Here is a 15,761-nt window from a genome sequence, read left to right as displayed (position 1 = left end):
GCCGGGCGCGGAAACCCCGTCTGTCACACTTGGCGCGTCATCTGGCACCACCGAGGAGGAGAACGTGGCGAAAGGACGCCCTGGACGGGTCGACCCGCACTGGCCGGAAGGTCCCGACGGTGGCCACCCCGTCACCGAACTGACCAGTGACGTGCAGGGTGCGCTCTCCCCGTTCGGCACGGTGACGTTCCCGCTGCCGGTGGAGAACCTCCCCTACACGCACCCGGTGACCGAGATCAACAAGTCCTGACCCCCTGCTCGCGACGGGAACGCGGGGCCCCCGCGTTCCCATTGTCAGGGGCGGCTTAAGACTGCCGAGTCGGGTGAGTACCGCAATGGCGCCGGGGATAGGCTCACTTCCCGCTTGAGCAGCACTTCGTGGGAGGACGACGATGCCGGTCCCCGGCCCTGGTTACTCGATCACCGTTCGACTGGAGGCGCCGCCGTCAGCGAGCGCCGCGGGTGACCTCACCTCGGCCGTCGGCCGCGCGGGCGGGGTGATCACGGCGTTCGACGTCGTGGAGTCCCACAACGACCGCGTCGTCATCGACCTCACCTGCAACGCGCTCTCCGCGAACCACGCCAAGGACATCACCGACACGCTGGAGACGTTGCCCGGCATCGTCGTCCGCAAGGTGTCGGACCGCACGTTCCTCGTGCACCTCGGCGGCAAGATCGAGATCTCGTCCAAGGTGCCGCTGCGCAACCGTGACGACCTGTCCCGCGCGTACACGCCGGGTGTCGCCCGTGTGTGTGAGGCCATCGCCAAGAACCCGGACGACGCGCGCCGCCTGACGATCAAGCGCAACACCGTCGCCGTCGTCACCGACGGGTCGGCCGTGCTGGGCCTGGGCAACCTCGGCCCCGCCGCCGCCCTGCCCGTGATGGAGGGCAAGGCCGCGCTGTTCAAGAAGTTCGCCGGCGTCGACGCCTGGCCGGTCTGCCTGGACACCCAGGACACCGAGGAGATCATCCGCGCGGTCGAGCTCATCGCTCCCGTGTACGGCGGCATCAACCTCGAGGACATCTCCGCGCCGCGCTGCTTCGAGATCGAGGCCCGCCTGCGCGAGAAGCTCGACATCCCGGTCTTCCACGACGACCAGCACGGCACCGCGATCGTCGTCGTCGCCGCCCTGCGCAACGCGCTGCGCGTGGTGAACAAGGACATCAAGGACTGCCGCATCACGGTCTGCGGTGTCGGCGCGGCCGGTTCCGCGATCATCCGCCTGCTGCAGGCGCAGACGCCGGGCGACATCATCGCCGTGGACGTCGACGGCATCGTGCACCGCGACCGTCCCGGCCTGGACTCGAACCTGAAGTCCATCGCCGCGTCCACCAACAAGGACAACCAGTCCGGCCGCCTGCACGACGCGCTGGTCGGGTCCGACGTCTTCATCGGCGTCTCGGCCCCGAACCTCTTCGGCGCCGACCAGGTCGCCACGATGGCCAAGGACGCGATCGTGTTCGCGCTGGCCAACCCCGACCCCGAGATCGACCCGATGGAGGCCCAGCAGCACGCCGCCGTCGTCGCGACCGGCCGCTCGGACTTCCCGAACCAGATCAACAACGTGCTGGCGTTCCCCGGCGTCTTCCGCGGCCTGCTCGACGCGCACGCCCGCACGATCACCGACGCGATGCTGCTGGCCGCCGCGCAGGCCATCGCCGACGTGGTGGACGGCGAGCGCCTGAACGCGTCGTTCATCGTCCCGTCGGTCTTCGACAACACCGTCGCCCCGGCCGTGGCGGAGGCAGTGCGCAAGGCGGCAGCGGCTTCGTAACGGGTTCGGCCACGGGCCGTTCCCCTCCGGCCAGGCATACGATCGCGGTATGACCAAGCAGTTCACCCACCTGGACTCCCAAGGCGCGGCCCGCATGGTCGACGTCTCCGGCAAGGAGCAGACCACCCGGACGGCCGTGGCCACCGGGATCCTGCACACGACCGCCGAGGTGGTGGGGTTGCTGGGCACCGACGGCCTGCCCAAGGGCGACGCCCTCGCGACCGCCCGGATCGCGGGCATCATGGCCGCGAAGCGCACCTGGGAGCTCGTGCCCCTGTGCCACCCGATCGCACTGTCGTCGGTGGTGCTGGACCTGGCCCTGGCCGACGACTCGGTGCTGATCACGGCCACGGTCCGCACCACCGACCGCACGGGCGTCGAGATGGAGGCCCTGACCGCGGTCTCCGTGGCCGGCCTGACCCTGCACGACATGGTGAAGTCCGTCGACCCGGCCGCGTCGCTGGACGCGGTGCGGGTGGAGCGCAAGGAAGGCGGCAAGTCCGGCCTGTGGGAGCGCCCGTGAAGGCAGTGGTGATCACGGCCTCGAACCGTGCCGCCGCCGGGGTCTACGAGGACCGCAGCGGACCGATCATCACCGAGTGGCTGGCCGCGCGGGGTTTCGCGGTCTCCGCGCCGGTCGTGGTCCCGGACGGCGAACCGGTCCGCGAGGCCCTGGTGGAGGCGGTCTCCGCTGGTGCCGACCTGGTGCTGACCACTGGAGGCACCGGGATCAACCCGACCGACCGGACGCCGGAAGCGACTCGGGCCGTCCTGGACTACGAGGTGCCCGGTCTGGCCGACGTCATCCGGATGTCCGGCTGGCCGCGCGTGCCGGGTTCCGTGCTGTCGCGCGGCGTGGCCGGGGTGGCGGGGCGGACGCTGGTCGTGAACCTGCCGGGGTCCACCGGCGGAGTGCGCGACGGCCTGGACGTGCTGTCGGCCGTCGTGGAGCATGCCCTCGACCAACTGCGTGGAGGTGACCACCGATGAGCGTGGTGCTGCGGGCCGTCGTGACTGAGGAGCCGCTGTCGGTCGAGGAACACGCCGCTCTCGTGGTGTCCGACCGCGCCGGTGCGGTGGTGACGTTCTCGGGTGTCGTGCGTGATCACGACGGCGGACGGCCGGTGGTGGAGCTGGAGTACCACTCGCACCCGTCCGCCGGCGATGTCGTGGCCGAGGTGGTCTCCGCGCTCGCGGAGAAGTATCCGGGGGTGCACGGGATCGCCGTGTCGCACCGGGTCGGGCCGTTGAAGATCGGGGACGTGGCGCTGGCCTGCGCGGTGGCCGCCGAGCACCGCGGGGAGGCGTTCTCCCTGTGTGCCGACCTGGTGGACGAGGTCAAGGCCCGGTTGCCGGTGTGGAAGCGGCAGGTGTTCCCGGACGGCAAGGACGAGTGGGTCAACTGCCCCTGAGCCTGCCCGCGCCGGATATGCGGGCAGGGACCTCACCGCCGGGGGGTGGCGGTGAGATCCCTGGTCCGACGTCGGCCCACGTCAGCGGGGCCGGCGGTCATGCGGCCCGTCCTGCTCAGATCAGGATCTTGTGGCCCGGGAAGATCAGGTCGGGGTTCGTGAGGAATTCCTTGTTCTTCTCCACGATGGCCTGGTAACCGCCGGTGACCTTGTTGGCCTCGGCGATCTTCGACAGGGTGTCGCCCGCCTTGATCTCGTAGTTGCCGTTCGGGTTGGTCTTCGAGCCGGCGAGCGCCACGGCCGGCGCCTGCTGCACCGGGGCTGACTTGCGCTGCTGCGGCTGCACCTTGCGCTGCTGCTGCTGGACCGGGGCGGTCTTCTTGGGAGCGACGCCCGTGTAGGCGCCCAGCTTGCGGCTGCAGGCAGGCCAGGCGTTGCTGACGCCCTGGCCCACGGCGACGCGCTCGGCGACAGCGATCTGCTGCTCGCGGGAGGCGTTGGCCGGGTTGCCCTGCCCGCCGTAGGCGTTCCAGGTTTGCTGGGTGAACTGGAGACCGCCGTAGTAGCCGTTGCCCGTGTTGGCGGCCCAGTTACCACTTGCCTCGCACTGCGCGAGGGCGTCCCAGTTGACGGGCGCGGCGTTGGCGGTGCCAACGGCCAGGCCCAGCGGGGCGCCGGCGATGATGCCGACTGCCGCGACCTTGGCGATGGTGCGAGCGGCGGAACCCTGCTTGCCCTGCTTGCCACGGTTGAAAGCCATTTGCCTCTCGGTCCACCACACCTGCGGTCAGGAACCGGGTTCGGGCCCGGTGTGCTCCTGCGTCCCAGTCCGGCGGTTGCTCTCGCTCGGGAACGTTCCGGAGGACCTCGGACTGGGTGCGGTGTTCGGTCCTCCGGTCGTGCTGTCGGCTGGTTCGGGCCAGCCGAGGAGCGACCGTACGTAACCGAAGACGGGCCCGCCAAATGAATCGAGCTGTGATGGATGTCATAGTTATGTTTTGAAAAGTTGCGATAGGGAATCAAAACTGCAGGTCAAAGAGGCCGTTATCGGTCCGTTTTCATTCTGAGATCGATCGAGATCTTCACTCAATGTGATAGCTGACTCACACCCATTGGGCCATTTGCGACGCGCCGGTCCCGGTCGGGCGAGGGGCGTTCCGCGTCGCCGGAACCTGGTCGCGGTGGCAGCCTGATGGCCAAGATGTGGTGGCATGAGAATCAACGCGCTCCGCGCCGCGCTGGCCGCCGAACCCGGCAGGACCGTGCCGTTCGGCGAGCTGATCGACGCGGTGTGGGGCGACGAGTTGCCGGCGAACCCCAGGCAGGCGTTGCGCAACCTCGTGCGGCGGCTGCGCACCACCGAGCAGGTCGTCACCGAACCCGGCGGCTACCGCCTCGTGCGGCGCCGGCCGGGTCCGCACCAGCTGCCCGCCGACCTGCCGGACTTCGTCGGCAGGCAGGCCGAGATCGCGGCCGCGCTCGGCGGCACGGCGCCGGTGCTCGCGATCACCGGTCCGCCGGGGGTCGGCAAGACCTCGCTCGCCGTCCACGTCGCGCACCGGCTCGGCGAGCGGTTCCCCGACGGCCAGCTGTACGTGAACCTGCGCGCGTTCGCCGAGGGCGCGACGATGACGCCGCACCAGGCGCTGCACCGGTTCCTGCGCGCGCTCGGCGCCGAGGACGTCCCGGTCGACCTCGACGCGCAGACCGCGCTGTTCCGCAGGATGACGGCGGATCGCGCCGTCCTCGTGGTGATCGACAACGCCACCCGCGAGCTGGTCGGCCCGTTGCTGCCGTCCGGCGAGAGGTGCCGGGTGATCGTCACCAGCCGGACGGACCTGGTCGAGTACGAGCAGGTCAGGCTGGCCGTCTTCGCGGAGGACGAGGCGCAGGAGCTCCTCGCGAGGATGCGGATCACCGGGTCGCCGGACGACCGCGCGGAGCTCGTCCGGCTCTGCGCGCACCTACCGCTGGCGTTGCGGATCGCGGCCGCGAACGTGGCGGGCGGGTACCTCGTCGACTACCTCTCCGAGCTGCGCGGCGACGACCGGCTGGACGCCCTGGAGATCGAGGGCGACGTCGCCGTCAACGCCGCGTTCGACCTGTCGTACAAGGCGCAACCGGTTGGGGCGCAACGGTTGTTCCGGCTGCTGGGGCTTGTTCCCGGCCACGACTTCGGCGTCGAGGCCGCCACCGCGTTGCTCGGCGAACCGGCGGACGAGCCGCTCCAGCAACTCGTGGCCGCGAACCTGGTGCACCACAACCACGACCGGTACAGCCTTCACGACCTGCTCCGCATGTACGCGATCCGCCTGACGCACGACCGGAGCCCGCGCCGGCGGCTCTTCGACTACTACCTGCTGAACGCCGAAGCGGCCGCCCGCACGCTCAACCGCGACTTCGTCCGTCTCGACCTGCCCGAGCTCTCCGCGGACCTCCCGCGGCACGACCTCGAGTCCGAGGCGGCCGCCTTCGCGTGGTTCGACGCCGAACGGGCCAACATCGTCGCCGCCGTCGAGCAGGCCGGTCCGGACCCCGTCGCCTGGCTGCTCGCCGACATGTTGCGCGGCCACTTCTACTTCCAGGCCCACCACGTCGACTGGTTCGCCGCGGCCAGGGCCGGTCTCGCCGCGGCCAGGCAGGCGGGCCGGCCGGTGCCGCAGGCCGTCATGCACGGCAGCCTGGGCCTCGCCCGCTGGAGCAGCGGCGACCTCGCCGACGCCGTCGAGGACTACGGCAAGGCCCTCGACATCCTGCGCGTTCACCGCGACGAGCGGGTGATGACGTCACTGCTGATCAACAGCGGCATCGTGAACTGGGAGCTCGGCCGCCTGCGCACCGCCGCGCAGGTGCTGGCCGAGGCGCTGGAGATGTCACCGGACAACCCGGCGGTCGTCTTCAACCTCGGCGGCGTGTACCTCGACCTGGGGCCGCTCTCGGCGTCGCTCGCCCACGCCACGAGGGCTCTGGAGATCGCGGAGGAGCAGGACCTGCTGGTAGGGCGCATCCTCGCGGTGAACGCGATCGTCGAGGTGCACCAGCTGCGAGGCGACTACGACCTGGCCGAGGAGTACCTCGCCAGGGCCGACGACCTGCGCGCGGACGCCCCGCCCGGCCTGGCCCGCCGCATCCCGGGCCTGGACTCGCACGCCGTCCTCTCCCTGGTCCGCGGCCGCACCGAGGAGGCGCTCGGCTTCGGCCTCCGGGCGGTGCGGCACGCCCAGGAGACCCACAGCCCCAAGGACGAGTGCGACGGCTACGACGCGGTCGGGGAGATCCACCGCGCGCTGGGCGACGTCGACCGGGCCATGAGCGCGCACAACGAGGCGTTGGCCATCAGCCTGAAGAACGGCTATCTGCGCGGCGAGGTCAACGCCCTGGCAGGCCTCGCCGCCGACCACCACGCGGCGGGCGAGCTGACCGAGGCGTTGAAGATCGCCCTGCACGCCCGCGAGCGGGCCGTTGAGGGCGAGATGAGGGTCCGTGGTGTCCGGACGCTCGCCGTGCTGGCCCGGGTGCGGCGGTCGATGGGCGACCACGCCGCCGCCGACGAGACCGTCCGGGCCGGGCGGGACCTGGCCGCCGAGACGGAGTGCCGCTTCTGGGATCGGGACCTGAGCGCTCAGCCGCCCGCGAACGGCGGCAGCACGTCCAGCTGAGAGCCGGCGGGCACGCGCACGGACGTGTCGCGCACCGCGACGCCGTCCAGCAGGAAGCTCGACGCGGCGAGGACCTTGCCGAGCCGCGCGCCGTGCCGTTCGCCGATGGTGCTGACCACGAGCGCCACGGTGGGTTCGGCGGTGTCGAGCAGCAGGTCCTCGTCGGTCACCCCCGCCGCGGCCCGCGCGCCCGCGAAGTACCGGATCCTCACGGCGGTCACTGTCATCCTCCGATGGCGCTCATGGGGCGGTCGGGCTGCGAGAAGCCCGCGTCGTTGATGCCGTGACCGGCCGCTTTGGCCCACATCGTGGCACGCCAGGCGTCGGCGATCGCGGAGTCGGGTGAGCCGTCGCGCAGCAGCGCCCGCAGGTCGGTCTCGCCCTGGCTGAACAGGCAGTTGCGGATCTGGCCGTCGGAGGTGAGCCGGGTGCGGTCGCAGGCGGCGCAGAACGGCCTGGTCACCGACGCGATCACGCCGACGACCGCGGGGCCGCCGTCGACCAGCCAGCGTTCGGCCGGGGCGCCACCGCGCGGGGTCTCCTCCGGTGTCAGCGTGTAGGCGGACGAGAGCATCGTGAGGATCTCGTCGGCCGTGACCATGTTCGTGCGCGTCCAGCCGTGCTGCGCGTCGAGCGGCATCTGTTCGATGAACCGCAGCTGGTAGCCGTTCTCGACGCAGAACCGCAGCAGCGGGACGGCCTCGTCCTCGTTCAGTCCGCGCATCAGCACGGAGTTGACCTTCACCGGTTCCAGCCCGGCCTCGCGGGCGGCGTCGAGGCCGTCCAGCACGTCCGTGATGCGGTCGCGCCTGGTCAGCGTCGCGAACCGGTCGGGGTCGAGGGTGTCGAGCGAGACGTTGATCCGGTTCAGGCCGGCGTCCTTCAACGACCGCGCGCGCCGGGAGAGCCCGATGCCGTTCGAGGTCATCGACATCCGCGGACGCGGTTCCAGCTCGGCCGTCGCCGCGATGACCTGCTCCAGGCCACGCCGCAGCAACGGCTCGCCGCCGGTGAACCGGATGTCCGTGACGCCCAGGTCGACCACGGCGATGCGCATGAGCCGGATCAGCTCGTCGTCGGTGAGCAGCTCGTCCTTCCGCAGCCAGTCGAGACCCTCGGCCGGCATGCAGTAAGTGCAGCGCAGGTTGCACCGGTCGGTCAGCGAGACCCGCAGGTCCTTCGCCACCCGCCCGAACCTGTCGACGAGCAGAGGCGTGTCCGGTCGTGCGGACGCGTCCGGGGTGCCGCGCACGATGGGTAGTCCCAACTCCACTGCTGTCACCTTATTTAGCTTAATGAACAACACCTTGTAGGTGACTCCACAAACGAGGTTTCTCACGTTCCGCCCGTTTGGAGCACTACCACAAGGAATTGTCTTAGTGGCTAAGATGTTCCACATGGAACCAGAAGTGCTGGAGAGGTTCACCTGGTACATGAGGGAGCACAGCGCGCTCACCGTCATGTTCCACACGAAGGTCGCCGAGCAGATGGGGGTGTCCGCGACCGACGAGAAGTGCCTCGATCTCGCCATGCGGGCGGGCGGCCCGGTCACCGCCGGCCGGATCGCCGAGCTCTCCGGCCTCTCCACCGGTGCCGTCACGGGCGTCATCGACCGCCTCGAACGTGCCGGATATGTCCGCCGTGTCCGTGACCCGCACGACCGCCGCAAGGTGTTGGTCGAGGTCACGGTGGGGGACGTGGACAAGTTCGGGCAGATCTTCGAGGTGGCGCGGCAGAGCCTCATCGAGGTGCTCGGCCACTTCGACGACGGTGAGCTCGAGGTGATCGAGCGTTATCTCAAGCTCCAGACCGAGACGTTTCGCAAGCGCGTGATCGATACTTAGGCCATGTGGCACTACTTGATGGACATGGACGGCGTCCTCGTGCACGAGGAGCACCTCATCCCCGGAGCGGACGAGTTCGTCGCGGAGCTGCGCGCGTCCGAGACCCCGTTCCTCGTGCTCACCAACAACTCCATCTACACGCCACGTGACCTGCGCGCGCGGCTGCTGCGCACCGGCCTGGACATCCCGGAGAAGTCCATCTGGACGTCCGCGCTGGCCACGGCCAGGTTCCTCGACTCGCAGCGCCCGAACGGCTCGGCGTTCGTCATCGGCGAGGCCGGCCTCACGACGGCGCTGCACGAGATCGGCTACGTGCTGACCGACCGCGACCCGGACTACGTGGTTCTCGGCGAGACCCGCACCTACAGCTTCACCGCGATCACCAAGGCCATCCGCCTCGTCGAGGAGGGCGCGAAGTTCATCGCGACCAACCCGGACGCGACGGGCCCCTCCCGCGAGGGCTCACTGCCCGCGACCGGCGCCGTGGCGGCGTTGATCGAGCGCGCCACCGGCCGCGAGCCCTACTACGTGGGCAAGCCGAACCCGTTGATGATGCGCTCGGCCCTGCGCGCCCTGGGCTCGCACTCCGAGAACGCGCTGATGATCGGCGACCGGATGGACACCGACGTGCGGTCGGGCCTGGAAGCGGGCCTGTCGACCATCCTGGTGCTCTCCGGCATCTTCACCGCCGAGCACGCCGAGATGTACCCGTACCGGCCGACGCGCGTGCTCAAGTCGATCGCGGAGCTGGTCGGTCACGCTGAGGACCCGTTCGGCGACTGGACTGACCACTGACGCGCGAGGATTCATCACCTATCGTCGCGGAGGTGGACACGGATCGACGCCCGATGTACGTCGTGGGTGACGTGCACGGGCACCTCGCCGAACTGACCAGGGCGCTGCACGTCGCCGAGCTGTGCGACGAGGAGGGGCACTGGACCGGCGGCGAGGCCGAGCTGTGGTTCCTCGGTGACTTCGTCGACCGCGGGCCCGACGGCGTCGGCGTGATCGACCTGGTCATGCGCCTGGGTGAGGAGGCGGCGGCGGCGGGTGGCTCGGTCAACTCGCTGATCGGCAACCACGAGGTGCTGCTGCTCGGCATGTACCGGTTCGGCGACGACCAGGTGCCCGACAGCATGGGGCCGCGGTCGTTCGCGCGCAGCTGGCTGCTCAACGGCGGGCTGCGCAGCGACCAGGACCGGCTGACCGACGCCCATGTCGAGTGGCTGACGACGCGGCCCGTGCTGAAGCTGCGCGGCGAGCACCTGCTGATGCACTCCGACACGGTCGCCTACCTCGAATGGGGGGCCTCGATCGAGGAGGTCAACGAGGCCGTTCGGCAGGTGCTCAAGGGTGACGACCTCGTCGACTGGTGGGAGTGCTGGCGCAAGATGACGACCCGGTACGCGTTCCGGGGTCCGCAGGGGCCGGAAATCGCGGACGAGCTGCTCGCGACCCTTGGGGGCAGCGTGATCGTGCACGGCCACAGCGTCATCGCCGACCAGCTCGGGGTGCCGCCGGAGGAGATCGACGGGCCCCTCGTGTACGCCGACGACAAGGTGCTGGCGATCGACGCGGGCCTCTACAGCGGCGGTCCGTGCCTGGTCGTGCCCTTGCCATACGCCGGGGCCTGACTACGGTCTGGTGGATGACCGCCAGCTACTCCTCGGGCACGTCCGCCGCCCCGCTGCTGGGCGACACCATCCACGCGAACCTCGCGGCGACCGTCGCGCGCTTCGGCGACCGTGAGGCACTTGTCGACAAGGCGACAGATCGACGGTGGACCTACGCCGAGCTCTCGGCCGAGGTCGACAGGGCCGCCGCCGGGCTGCACTCGCTCGGCGTGCGCAAGGGCGACCGGGTCGGGATCTGGGCGCCGAACTGCGCCGAGTGGGTGTTCGTGCAGTACGCGACGGCCCGGATCGGCGCGATCCTGGTCAACGTCAACCCGGCGTACCGCGTGCACGAGCTGGAGTACGTGCTCAACCAGGCCGGCATCCACACGCTGGTGTCGGCCAGGGAGTTCAAAACCTCGGACTACGCGGCCATGATCGACGAGGTCCGGCCGCGGTGTGAGGCGCTGCGCAACGTCGTCTTCGTCGACGATCCACAGTGGACCGGGACGGAGCTCCCGGACGTCGAGCTGGACCGCGACGACCCGATCAACATCCAGTACACGTCCGGCACCACGGGCTTTCCCAAGGGTGCGACGCTCTCGCACCACAACATCCTCAACAACGGCTACTTCGTCGGCGAGCTGATCAACTACACCGAGCACGACCGCATCTGCGTGGTGCCGCCGTTCTACCACTGCTTCGGCATGGTCATGGGCAACCTCGCCGCCACCAGTCACGGCGCGTGCGTCGTGATCCCGGCGCCGGCGTTCGATCCGGCGAAAACCCTTGCGGCCGTTCAGGAAGAGCGCTGTACCAGCCTCTACGGCGTGCCGACGATGTTCATCGCGATGCTCGACCTGGCCGACGGCTACGACCTGAGCAGCCTGCGCACCGGCATCATGGCGGGCTCGCCGTGCCCGGTCGAGGTGATGAAGCAGGTCGTCGAACGCATGGGCATGAGCGAGGTCTCGATCTGCTACGGCATGACCGAAACCTCCCCCGTGTCAACGCAAACCCGCGTCGACGACTCGCTCGACCGTCGCGTTGGGACGGTCGGCAGGGTCGGCCCGCACCTCGAGGTCAAGATCGTGGACCCGGACACCGGCCTCACGGTCCCGCGCGGCGAGCCGGGGGAGCTGTGCACGCGCGGTTACTCGGTCATGCTCGGCTACTGGAACGAGCCGGAGAAGACGGCCGAGGCGGTGGACCGGGCGGGCTGGATGCACACCGGCGACCTCGCGGTGATGGACGACGACGACTACGTGAACATCACCGGCCGCATCAAGGACATGGTCATCCGCGGCGGCGAGAACATCTACCCGCGCGAGATCGAGGAGTTCCTCTACACCCACCCGGACGTGCTCGACGCGCAGGTGATCGGCGTGCCCGACGCGCGGTACGGCGAGGAGCTGATGGCCTGGGTGCGCCTGCGCGAGGGCGCCGAACCGCTGTCCGCCGAGGCCGTCCGGGAGTTCTGCGGCGGCAGGCTCGCGCACTACAAGATCCCGCGGTACGTGCACGTCGTGGACGAGTTCCCGATGACGGTGACGGGCAAGATCCGCAAGGTGGAGATGCGGGCCAGGTCCGTCGAGCTGCTCGGCCTCGACGACGGCACCCGGCACGCGTGAGGCAGCGGAACGTGTTCGCCGCGCTACGGGGCGATGAGGCGCAAAGACCCTGGTGAAAGGGTCAGGACGAGCGCAGCATCGGTGCGTTGGAGTCGAAGGAGGCGCCGATGCTCACCGCCACCAGAACCACGACGATGCTGCCCGTCGAGGACCCCGAGCGCGCCGGCCGTTTCTACGCGGACCTGCTCGGCCTCAAGCCCGTCACCACGGCCCCGGACGGCACGCGGATCTTCGCCATCGGCCAGGGTGACGCGCTGGGGCTGATGCCCGCGGAGAAGGGCGCGCAGACCGGCCACACGGTGCTCAGCTTCGAGGTGCCCGACCTCGAGGGCGAGATCCGCGAGCTCGAAGGCAGGGGCGTGCGCTTCGAGGACTACGACCTGCCCGGCCTCAAGACCACCGGCCACATCGCGGTCATGGGCACCGAACGCGCGGCGTGGTTCACCGACACGGAGGGAAACATCCTGTGCCTGCACGAGCTGTCGGGCAACGACGCCTGAAAGCCGTGCCACCGAGTGGTCTTCCGTCCCGCGTCCCGGACGAGGGGCGGAAGACCCTCACGGAACGTCGACGATCTCCTTGCCCAGCGGCACCAGCGAGACCTTCACCAGCTTGAAGTTCGCGACGCCGAGCGGGATGCCGATGATCGTCACGCACAGCGCGATGCCGGTGACGATGTGACCGATCGCGAGCCAGATGCCGGCGACGATGATCCAGATGACGTTGCCCAGCAGCGACCCGGTGCCCGCGCCCGGCCTGTCCACGACCTCGCGGCCGAACGGCCAGAGCGCGTAGTTCGCGATGCGGAACGACGCGATGCCCCACGGGATCGTGATGATCAGGATGCAGCAGATCAGGCCGGCGACCGCGTAGCCGACGGCCATCCAGAAACCGGCGAGCACCAGCCAGATCACGTTCAGGATGAGGCGCATACGTCCATCTAAGCTCAACTCATGAAGTGGGGAGTGATCGCAACAGGCGGAATCGCGCAGGCCGTGACCGCCGACATGCTGAAAGTCGAGGGCGTCACAGTTCTCGCGGTGTCCTCCCGCGACGTCACGAGAGCACGGGCGTTCGCCGACCGCTTCGGCATCGAGCGCGCGTACGGCGACTACCGCGACCTGCTCGCCGACCCGGACGTCGACGTCGTCTACGTCGCCACACCGCACGGCCAGCACCACGAGGTCACGCTCGCCGCGCTCGACGCGGGCAAGCACGTGCTGTGCGAGAAGGCCTTCGCGCTCACGCTCGCGGACGCCGAGGAGATGGTCGAACGGGCCCGGTCGAGGAACCTCTTCCTGATGGAGGCCATGTGGACGCGGTTCAACCCGTTGATCCGCAAGGTCCACGACGCCGTCCGCGACGGTGAGGTCGGCGAGGTCCGCACCGTCTACGCGAACTTCGGCTTCGCGCACGAGTTCGACCCCGGCGACCGCCTGTGGGCCAGGGAGGCCGGCGGTGGTGCGACCCTCGACGTGGGTGTCTACCCGGTCGCGCTCACGCACATGCTGCTCGGCGTTCCGCTGGAGGTTCGCGCGTGGGGCGGCAAGGCACCGTCCGATGTGGACTCGGACGCCGGGCTGCTGCTCGGCTATCCCGGTGGTGCGCACGCGTTGCTGAACTGCTCACTGCTCGCCGACACCGGGTGCAGTGCGACGATCATCGGCACCAAGGGCCGCATCGAGATCGCCGAGTCGATGTACAACCCGACCAAGGTCGTCATCAACGGTGTGGAGCACACCGCCGAAAACGGCGGCTACACGCACCAGATCCGCGCGGTCGAGGAGTCCGTCGCCGGCGGTCTGACCGAGCACCCGCTGATCACCTGGCAGGACACGCTGGACGTCCTGCGGACCCTCGAAACCGCGCTCGGCCAGCTCGGCGTCCACTACGACCACCGAGACGGCAGGTGATCACGCCTCCAGCGTGGCCTTGGCGACCCTGACGACGGCGTCCATCGCGCTGTCCAGGTCGCCGCTCGGCGTCAGCAGGTGGCTCAGCGCGAGCCGCACCGTCGTCTCGGCCGTGAGCCGCACGTGGCGGCCCGGGAAGTGCTCGGCGAGGTGCCGCTCGACGACCTCGGTCGCGTGGAACAGCACGGGATGGCCGCGGATCGTCAGGAACGGCAGCAGGTCCTCGGCGTTCTGGCCGGTCAGCACGGCGGAGACCAGCCGGTCCTTCTCGGTTCGCTCGAAGGTGTAGCGGAACGCCGACCGCATCGCCTCCCACGGGTCGGGGTCCTCCCGCAGCCGCGTCACGACCTCGGTGAGGTACTCCTCCGTCTGATGGGCCGCGACGGCCTGGACGAGCCCCTCCTTGTTGCCGAACTCGTTGTAGACGGTCTGTCTGCTCACCCCGGCGCGACTGGCGACCTCGATCATGCGCAACCCGTGGAAGCCGCGGGTGGCCAGCAGGTCGGCGGCCGCGTCCAGTAAGAGCCCGGTGATGTCGCTCACGCTGCCAGCTTTACACAGTTACAGGCTTTGTAAAGACGTAGAGTCGGGTTCTGTGCCGTTCACCGTGGGTTTCGACCTCGACATGACCCTCATCGACCCGCGACCGGGCATGGCCGCCGTCCTGACCGAGGTGGGCGCCCGCACCGGGCACGACCTCGACGGCGAGCACTTCGCGGCGAACCTCGGCCCGCCCCTCGACATGATCTACCGCGACATGGGCGTGCCCGAGGAGGAGATCCCGGACCTGATCACGCTCTTCCGCGCGCTCTACCCGGAGGTCGTGATCCCCGCGACGGTCGCGCTGCCCGGAGCGTCCGCCGCGCTGCAGTGCGTGCGGGAGCTGGGCGGCCAGACCATGATCGTGACCGGCAAGTACCGCAAGAACGCCGCGCTGCACCTCAAAGCGCTCGCCTGGGAGGTCGACCACCTCTACGGCGAGCTGTGGTCGACGGGCAAGGCCGAGTCGCTCAAGCTGCACGGCGCCGCCGTCTACGTCGGTGACCACGTCGGCGACATGCGCGGGGCGGCGGCGGCCGGGGCGCTGGGCGTCGGCGTGGTCACCGGGCCCTGTTCCCGCGCGGAGCTGGCCGAGGCGGGTGCCGCGGTCGTGCTGGAGGACCTGCGGGAGTTCCCGGACTGGCTCAGGACCGCTTCTGGCGTGATTTCCTGATCACCGCGATGATGCCGAGCCCCAGGCCGACGGCCGGGAGATAGGTCGCGATCACGTTCAGCCACACCGGCAGGTCGCTGTGGCCCAGGAGGAAGAGCACGAAGACCGCGATGATCGCCAACACGCCGGCGGCGAACAGGCCGATGGCGAGCGGCATCAACTTCGGAGCGGTCATGGGGGCAGGGTAGTCGCGCTAACGGAGGTGCCTTCCGCCTGGTCTTCTGGCTACTCTGGTGGGACGCGTCCTGGGTACGCCCTGGGCGCGTTCGTTGTGCAGACGCAAGGGAATGGTGAGCGCGGTGCCGACCGGCAAGGTCAAGTGGTACGACACGGAGAAGGGCTTCGGATTCGTCACCCAGGACGGTGGCGAGGACGTCTACGTCCGCAAGTCCGCCCTGCCTCCGGGTGTCACCGGGTTGAAGCCCGGCCAGCGCATCGAGTTCGGCATGGCGGAGGGCCGGCGCGGCCCGCAGGCGCTGTCCGTGCGCCTGGTCGACCCCGCGCCGTCCGTCGCCGAGGCGCGCCGCCGTCCCGCCGAGGAGCTGCACGGCCTGATCGAGGACATGATCAAGCTGCTGGAGAACAAGGTCCAGCCTGACCTGCGCCGCGGCCGCTACCCGTCGGACAAGAAGAACATGAAGCTCGTCGCCGAGGTCGTCCGGGCGGTGGCGCGGGACCTCGATCCGTAAAAGGATCGG

General features: G+C 69.6%; 18 protein-coding genes and 1 pseudogene. 13 read left to right on the top strand and 6 right to left on the bottom strand.

All coding sequences use genetic code 11. The features are described from left to right. Nucleotides 1–64: 64 nt before the first annotated feature. The 4 genes and pseudogenes from ACRSBM_RS37620 to ACRSBM_RS37605 all read left to right on the top strand — a co-directional run bounded on the left by ACRSBM_RS37620 (nt 65) and on the right by ACRSBM_RS37605 (nt 3,190). Nucleotides 65–250 (top strand): hypothetical protein, encoded by a 186-nt coding sequence (locus tag ACRSBM_RS37620; RefSeq protein WP_319975820.1) that lies wholly within the window; start codon nt 65–67, stop codon nt 248–250. A 142-nt stretch (nt 251–392) separates the two neighbouring features. Further along, on the top strand, nt 393–1,778 hold the full coding sequence (locus ACRSBM_RS37615; protein ID WP_434451332.1) for an NAD-dependent malic enzyme: 1,386 nt from the start codon (nt 393–395) through the stop codon (nt 1,776–1,778). Nucleotides 1,779–1,827: 49 nt separating this feature from the next. Next, nucleotides 1,828–2,301 (top strand): cyclic pyranopterin monophosphate synthase MoaC, encoded by a 474-nt coding sequence (moaC, locus tag ACRSBM_RS37610; RefSeq protein ID WP_434451329.1) that lies wholly within the window; start codon nt 1,828–1,830, stop codon nt 2,299–2,301. After that, a pseudogene (locus tag ACRSBM_RS37605) lies at nt 2,298–3,190 on the top strand (molybdenum cofactor biosynthesis protein MoaE). Before moaC ends, ACRSBM_RS37605 begins: the two are co-directional and overlap by 4 nt. A 115-nt stretch (nt 3,191–3,305) precedes the next feature. On the opposite strand, the gene ACRSBM_RS37600 reads toward ACRSBM_RS37605, so the two are convergent. After that, complete coding sequence (locus tag ACRSBM_RS37600) at nt 3,306–3,950, bottom strand: transglycosylase family protein (protein ID WP_434451327.1); 645 nt, start codon at nt 3,948–3,950, stop codon at nt 3,306–3,308. 451 nt (nt 3,951–4,401) lie between these two features. On the opposite strand from ACRSBM_RS37600, the gene ACRSBM_RS37595 reads away from it, so the two are divergent. Further along, complete coding sequence (locus ACRSBM_RS37595) at nt 4,402–6,849, top strand: ATP-binding protein (protein ID WP_434451324.1); 2,448 nt, start codon at nt 4,402–4,404, stop codon at nt 6,847–6,849. Here the strand turns inward: ACRSBM_RS37595 and ACRSBM_RS37590 are convergent. Together ACRSBM_RS37590 and moaA are read right to left on the bottom strand one after the other, a co-directional pair. After that, nucleotides 6,813–7,061, bottom strand: coding sequence for a MoaD/ThiS family protein (locus tag ACRSBM_RS37590; protein WP_434451321.1), 249 nt, complete (start codon nt 7,059–7,061; stop codon nt 6,813–6,815). The genes ACRSBM_RS37595 and ACRSBM_RS37590 overlap by 37 nt on opposite strands. 11 nt (nt 7,062–7,072) lie before the next feature. Continuing rightward, entirely contained in the window at nt 7,073–8,131 is a 1,059-nt protein-coding gene (moaA, locus tag ACRSBM_RS37585) for a GTP 3',8-cyclase MoaA (protein WP_434451318.1), read from the bottom strand. Nucleotides 8,132–8,246: 115 nt separating this feature from the next. Between moaA and ACRSBM_RS37580 the strand changes: the two genes are divergently transcribed. The 5 genes from ACRSBM_RS37580 (at nt 8,247) to ACRSBM_RS37560 (ending at nt 12,437) form a co-directional block, all read left to right on the top strand. Next, entirely contained in the window at nt 8,247–8,693 is a 447-nt protein-coding gene (locus tag ACRSBM_RS37580; RefSeq protein ID WP_434451316.1) for a MarR family winged helix-turn-helix transcriptional regulator, read from the top strand. A gap of 3 nt (nt 8,694–8,696) precedes the next feature. Further along, nucleotides 8,697–9,488 (top strand): HAD-IIA family hydrolase, encoded by a 792-nt coding sequence (locus ACRSBM_RS37575; protein ID WP_434451313.1) that lies wholly within the window; start codon nt 8,697–8,699, stop codon nt 9,486–9,488. A gap of 53 nt (nt 9,489–9,541) precedes the next feature. Further along, entirely contained in the window at nt 9,542–10,327 is a 786-nt protein-coding gene (locus tag ACRSBM_RS37570; protein WP_434453382.1) for a metallophosphoesterase, read from the top strand. Nucleotides 10,328–10,341: 14 nt separating this feature from the next. Next, complete coding sequence (locus ACRSBM_RS37565) at nt 10,342–11,937, top strand: AMP-binding protein (RefSeq protein ID WP_434451311.1); 1,596 nt, start codon at nt 10,342–10,344, stop codon at nt 11,935–11,937. 86 nt (nt 11,938–12,023) lie between these two features. Next, nucleotides 12,024–12,437 (top strand): VOC family protein, encoded by a 414-nt coding sequence (locus ACRSBM_RS37560; RefSeq protein ID WP_434451309.1) that lies wholly within the window; start codon nt 12,024–12,026, stop codon nt 12,435–12,437. A gap of 57 nt (nt 12,438–12,494) precedes the next feature. On the opposite strand, the gene ACRSBM_RS37555 is transcribed toward ACRSBM_RS37560, so the two are convergent. After that, on the bottom strand, nt 12,495–12,869 hold the full coding sequence (locus ACRSBM_RS37555) for a YccF domain-containing protein (RefSeq protein WP_434451306.1): 375 nt from the start codon (nt 12,867–12,869) through the stop codon (nt 12,495–12,497). 21 nt (nt 12,870–12,890) lie between these two features. Between ACRSBM_RS37555 and ACRSBM_RS37550 the strand changes: the two genes are divergently transcribed. Continuing rightward, entirely contained in the window at nt 12,891–13,850 is a 960-nt protein-coding gene (locus ACRSBM_RS37550) for a Gfo/Idh/MocA family protein (RefSeq protein ID WP_434451304.1), read from the top strand. Here ACRSBM_RS37550 and ACRSBM_RS37545 read toward each other — a convergent pair whose 3' ends face one another. Beyond that, nucleotides 13,851–14,393, bottom strand: coding sequence for a TetR/AcrR family transcriptional regulator (locus ACRSBM_RS37545; protein ID WP_434451301.1), 543 nt, complete (start codon nt 14,391–14,393; stop codon nt 13,851–13,853). A gap of 52 nt (nt 14,394–14,445) precedes the next feature. Here ACRSBM_RS37545 and ACRSBM_RS37540 point away from each other — a divergent pair, with 52 nt between their 5' ends. Continuing rightward, a complete protein-coding gene (locus ACRSBM_RS37540; RefSeq protein ID WP_434451298.1) occupies nt 14,446–15,063 on the top strand; it encodes an HAD family hydrolase in 618 nt (205 codons plus the stop codon). Here ACRSBM_RS37540 and ACRSBM_RS37535 read toward each other — a convergent pair. After that, a complete protein-coding gene (locus ACRSBM_RS37535) occupies nt 15,035–15,238 on the bottom strand; it encodes a hypothetical protein (protein WP_434451296.1) in 204 nt (67 codons plus the stop codon). The two genes, ACRSBM_RS37540 and ACRSBM_RS37535, sit on opposite strands and share 29 nt — an antisense overlap. Nucleotides 15,239–15,362: 124 nt before the next feature. Here ACRSBM_RS37535 and ACRSBM_RS37530 point away from each other — a divergent pair, with 124 nt between their 5' ends. Beyond that, complete coding sequence (locus tag ACRSBM_RS37530; protein ID WP_434451293.1) at nt 15,363–15,752, top strand: cold-shock protein; 390 nt, start codon at nt 15,363–15,365, stop codon at nt 15,750–15,752. Nucleotides 15,753–15,761: the final 9 nt, after the last annotated feature.

It is taken from the genome of Lentzea xerophila, from assembly GCF_051094245.1.
GTDB lineage: Bacteria > Actinomycetota > Actinomycetes > Mycobacteriales > Pseudonocardiaceae > Lentzea > Lentzea xerophila.
The sequence above is the reverse complement of the archived record's forward strand: the minus strand, read 5'-3'. Positions and strand labels throughout refer to the sequence as shown.

Bases quoted from the DNA above. Each gene is read 5' to 3' on its own strand.
- ACRSBM_RS37615 (WP_434451332.1), top strand. From the start codon at position 393: ATGCCGGTCCCCGGCCCTGGTTACTCGATCACCGTTCGACTGGAGGCG.
- moaC (WP_434451329.1), top strand. From the start codon at position 1,828: ATGACCAAGCAGTTCACCCACCTGGACTCCCAAGGCGCGGCCCGCATG.
- ACRSBM_RS37600 (WP_434451327.1), bottom strand. From the start codon at position 3,950: ATGGCTTTCAACCGTGGCAAGCAGGGCAAGCAGGGTTCCGCCGCTCGC.
- ACRSBM_RS37595 (WP_434451324.1), top strand. From the start codon at position 4,402: ATGAGAATCAACGCGCTCCGCGCCGCGCTGGCCGCCGAACCCGGCAGG.
- ACRSBM_RS37580 (WP_434451316.1), top strand. From the start codon at position 8,247: ATGGAACCAGAAGTGCTGGAGAGGTTCACCTGGTACATGAGGGAGCAC.
- ACRSBM_RS37575 (WP_434451313.1), top strand. From the start codon at position 8,697: ATGTGGCACTACTTGATGGACATGGACGGCGTCCTCGTGCACGAGGAG.
- ACRSBM_RS37570 (WP_434453382.1), top strand. From the start codon at position 9,542: ATGTACGTCGTGGGTGACGTGCACGGGCACCTCGCCGAACTGACCAGG.
- ACRSBM_RS37565 (WP_434451311.1), top strand. From the start codon at position 10,342: ATGACCGCCAGCTACTCCTCGGGCACGTCCGCCGCCCCGCTGCTGGGC.
- ACRSBM_RS37555 (WP_434451306.1), bottom strand. From the start codon at position 12,869: ATGCGCCTCATCCTGAACGTGATCTGGCTGGTGCTCGCCGGTTTCTGG.
- ACRSBM_RS37550 (WP_434451304.1), top strand. From the start codon at position 12,891: ATGAAGTGGGGAGTGATCGCAACAGGCGGAATCGCGCAGGCCGTGACC.
- ACRSBM_RS37535 (WP_434451296.1), bottom strand. From the start codon at position 15,238: ATGACCGCTCCGAAGTTGATGCCGCTCGCCATCGGCCTGTTCGCCGCC.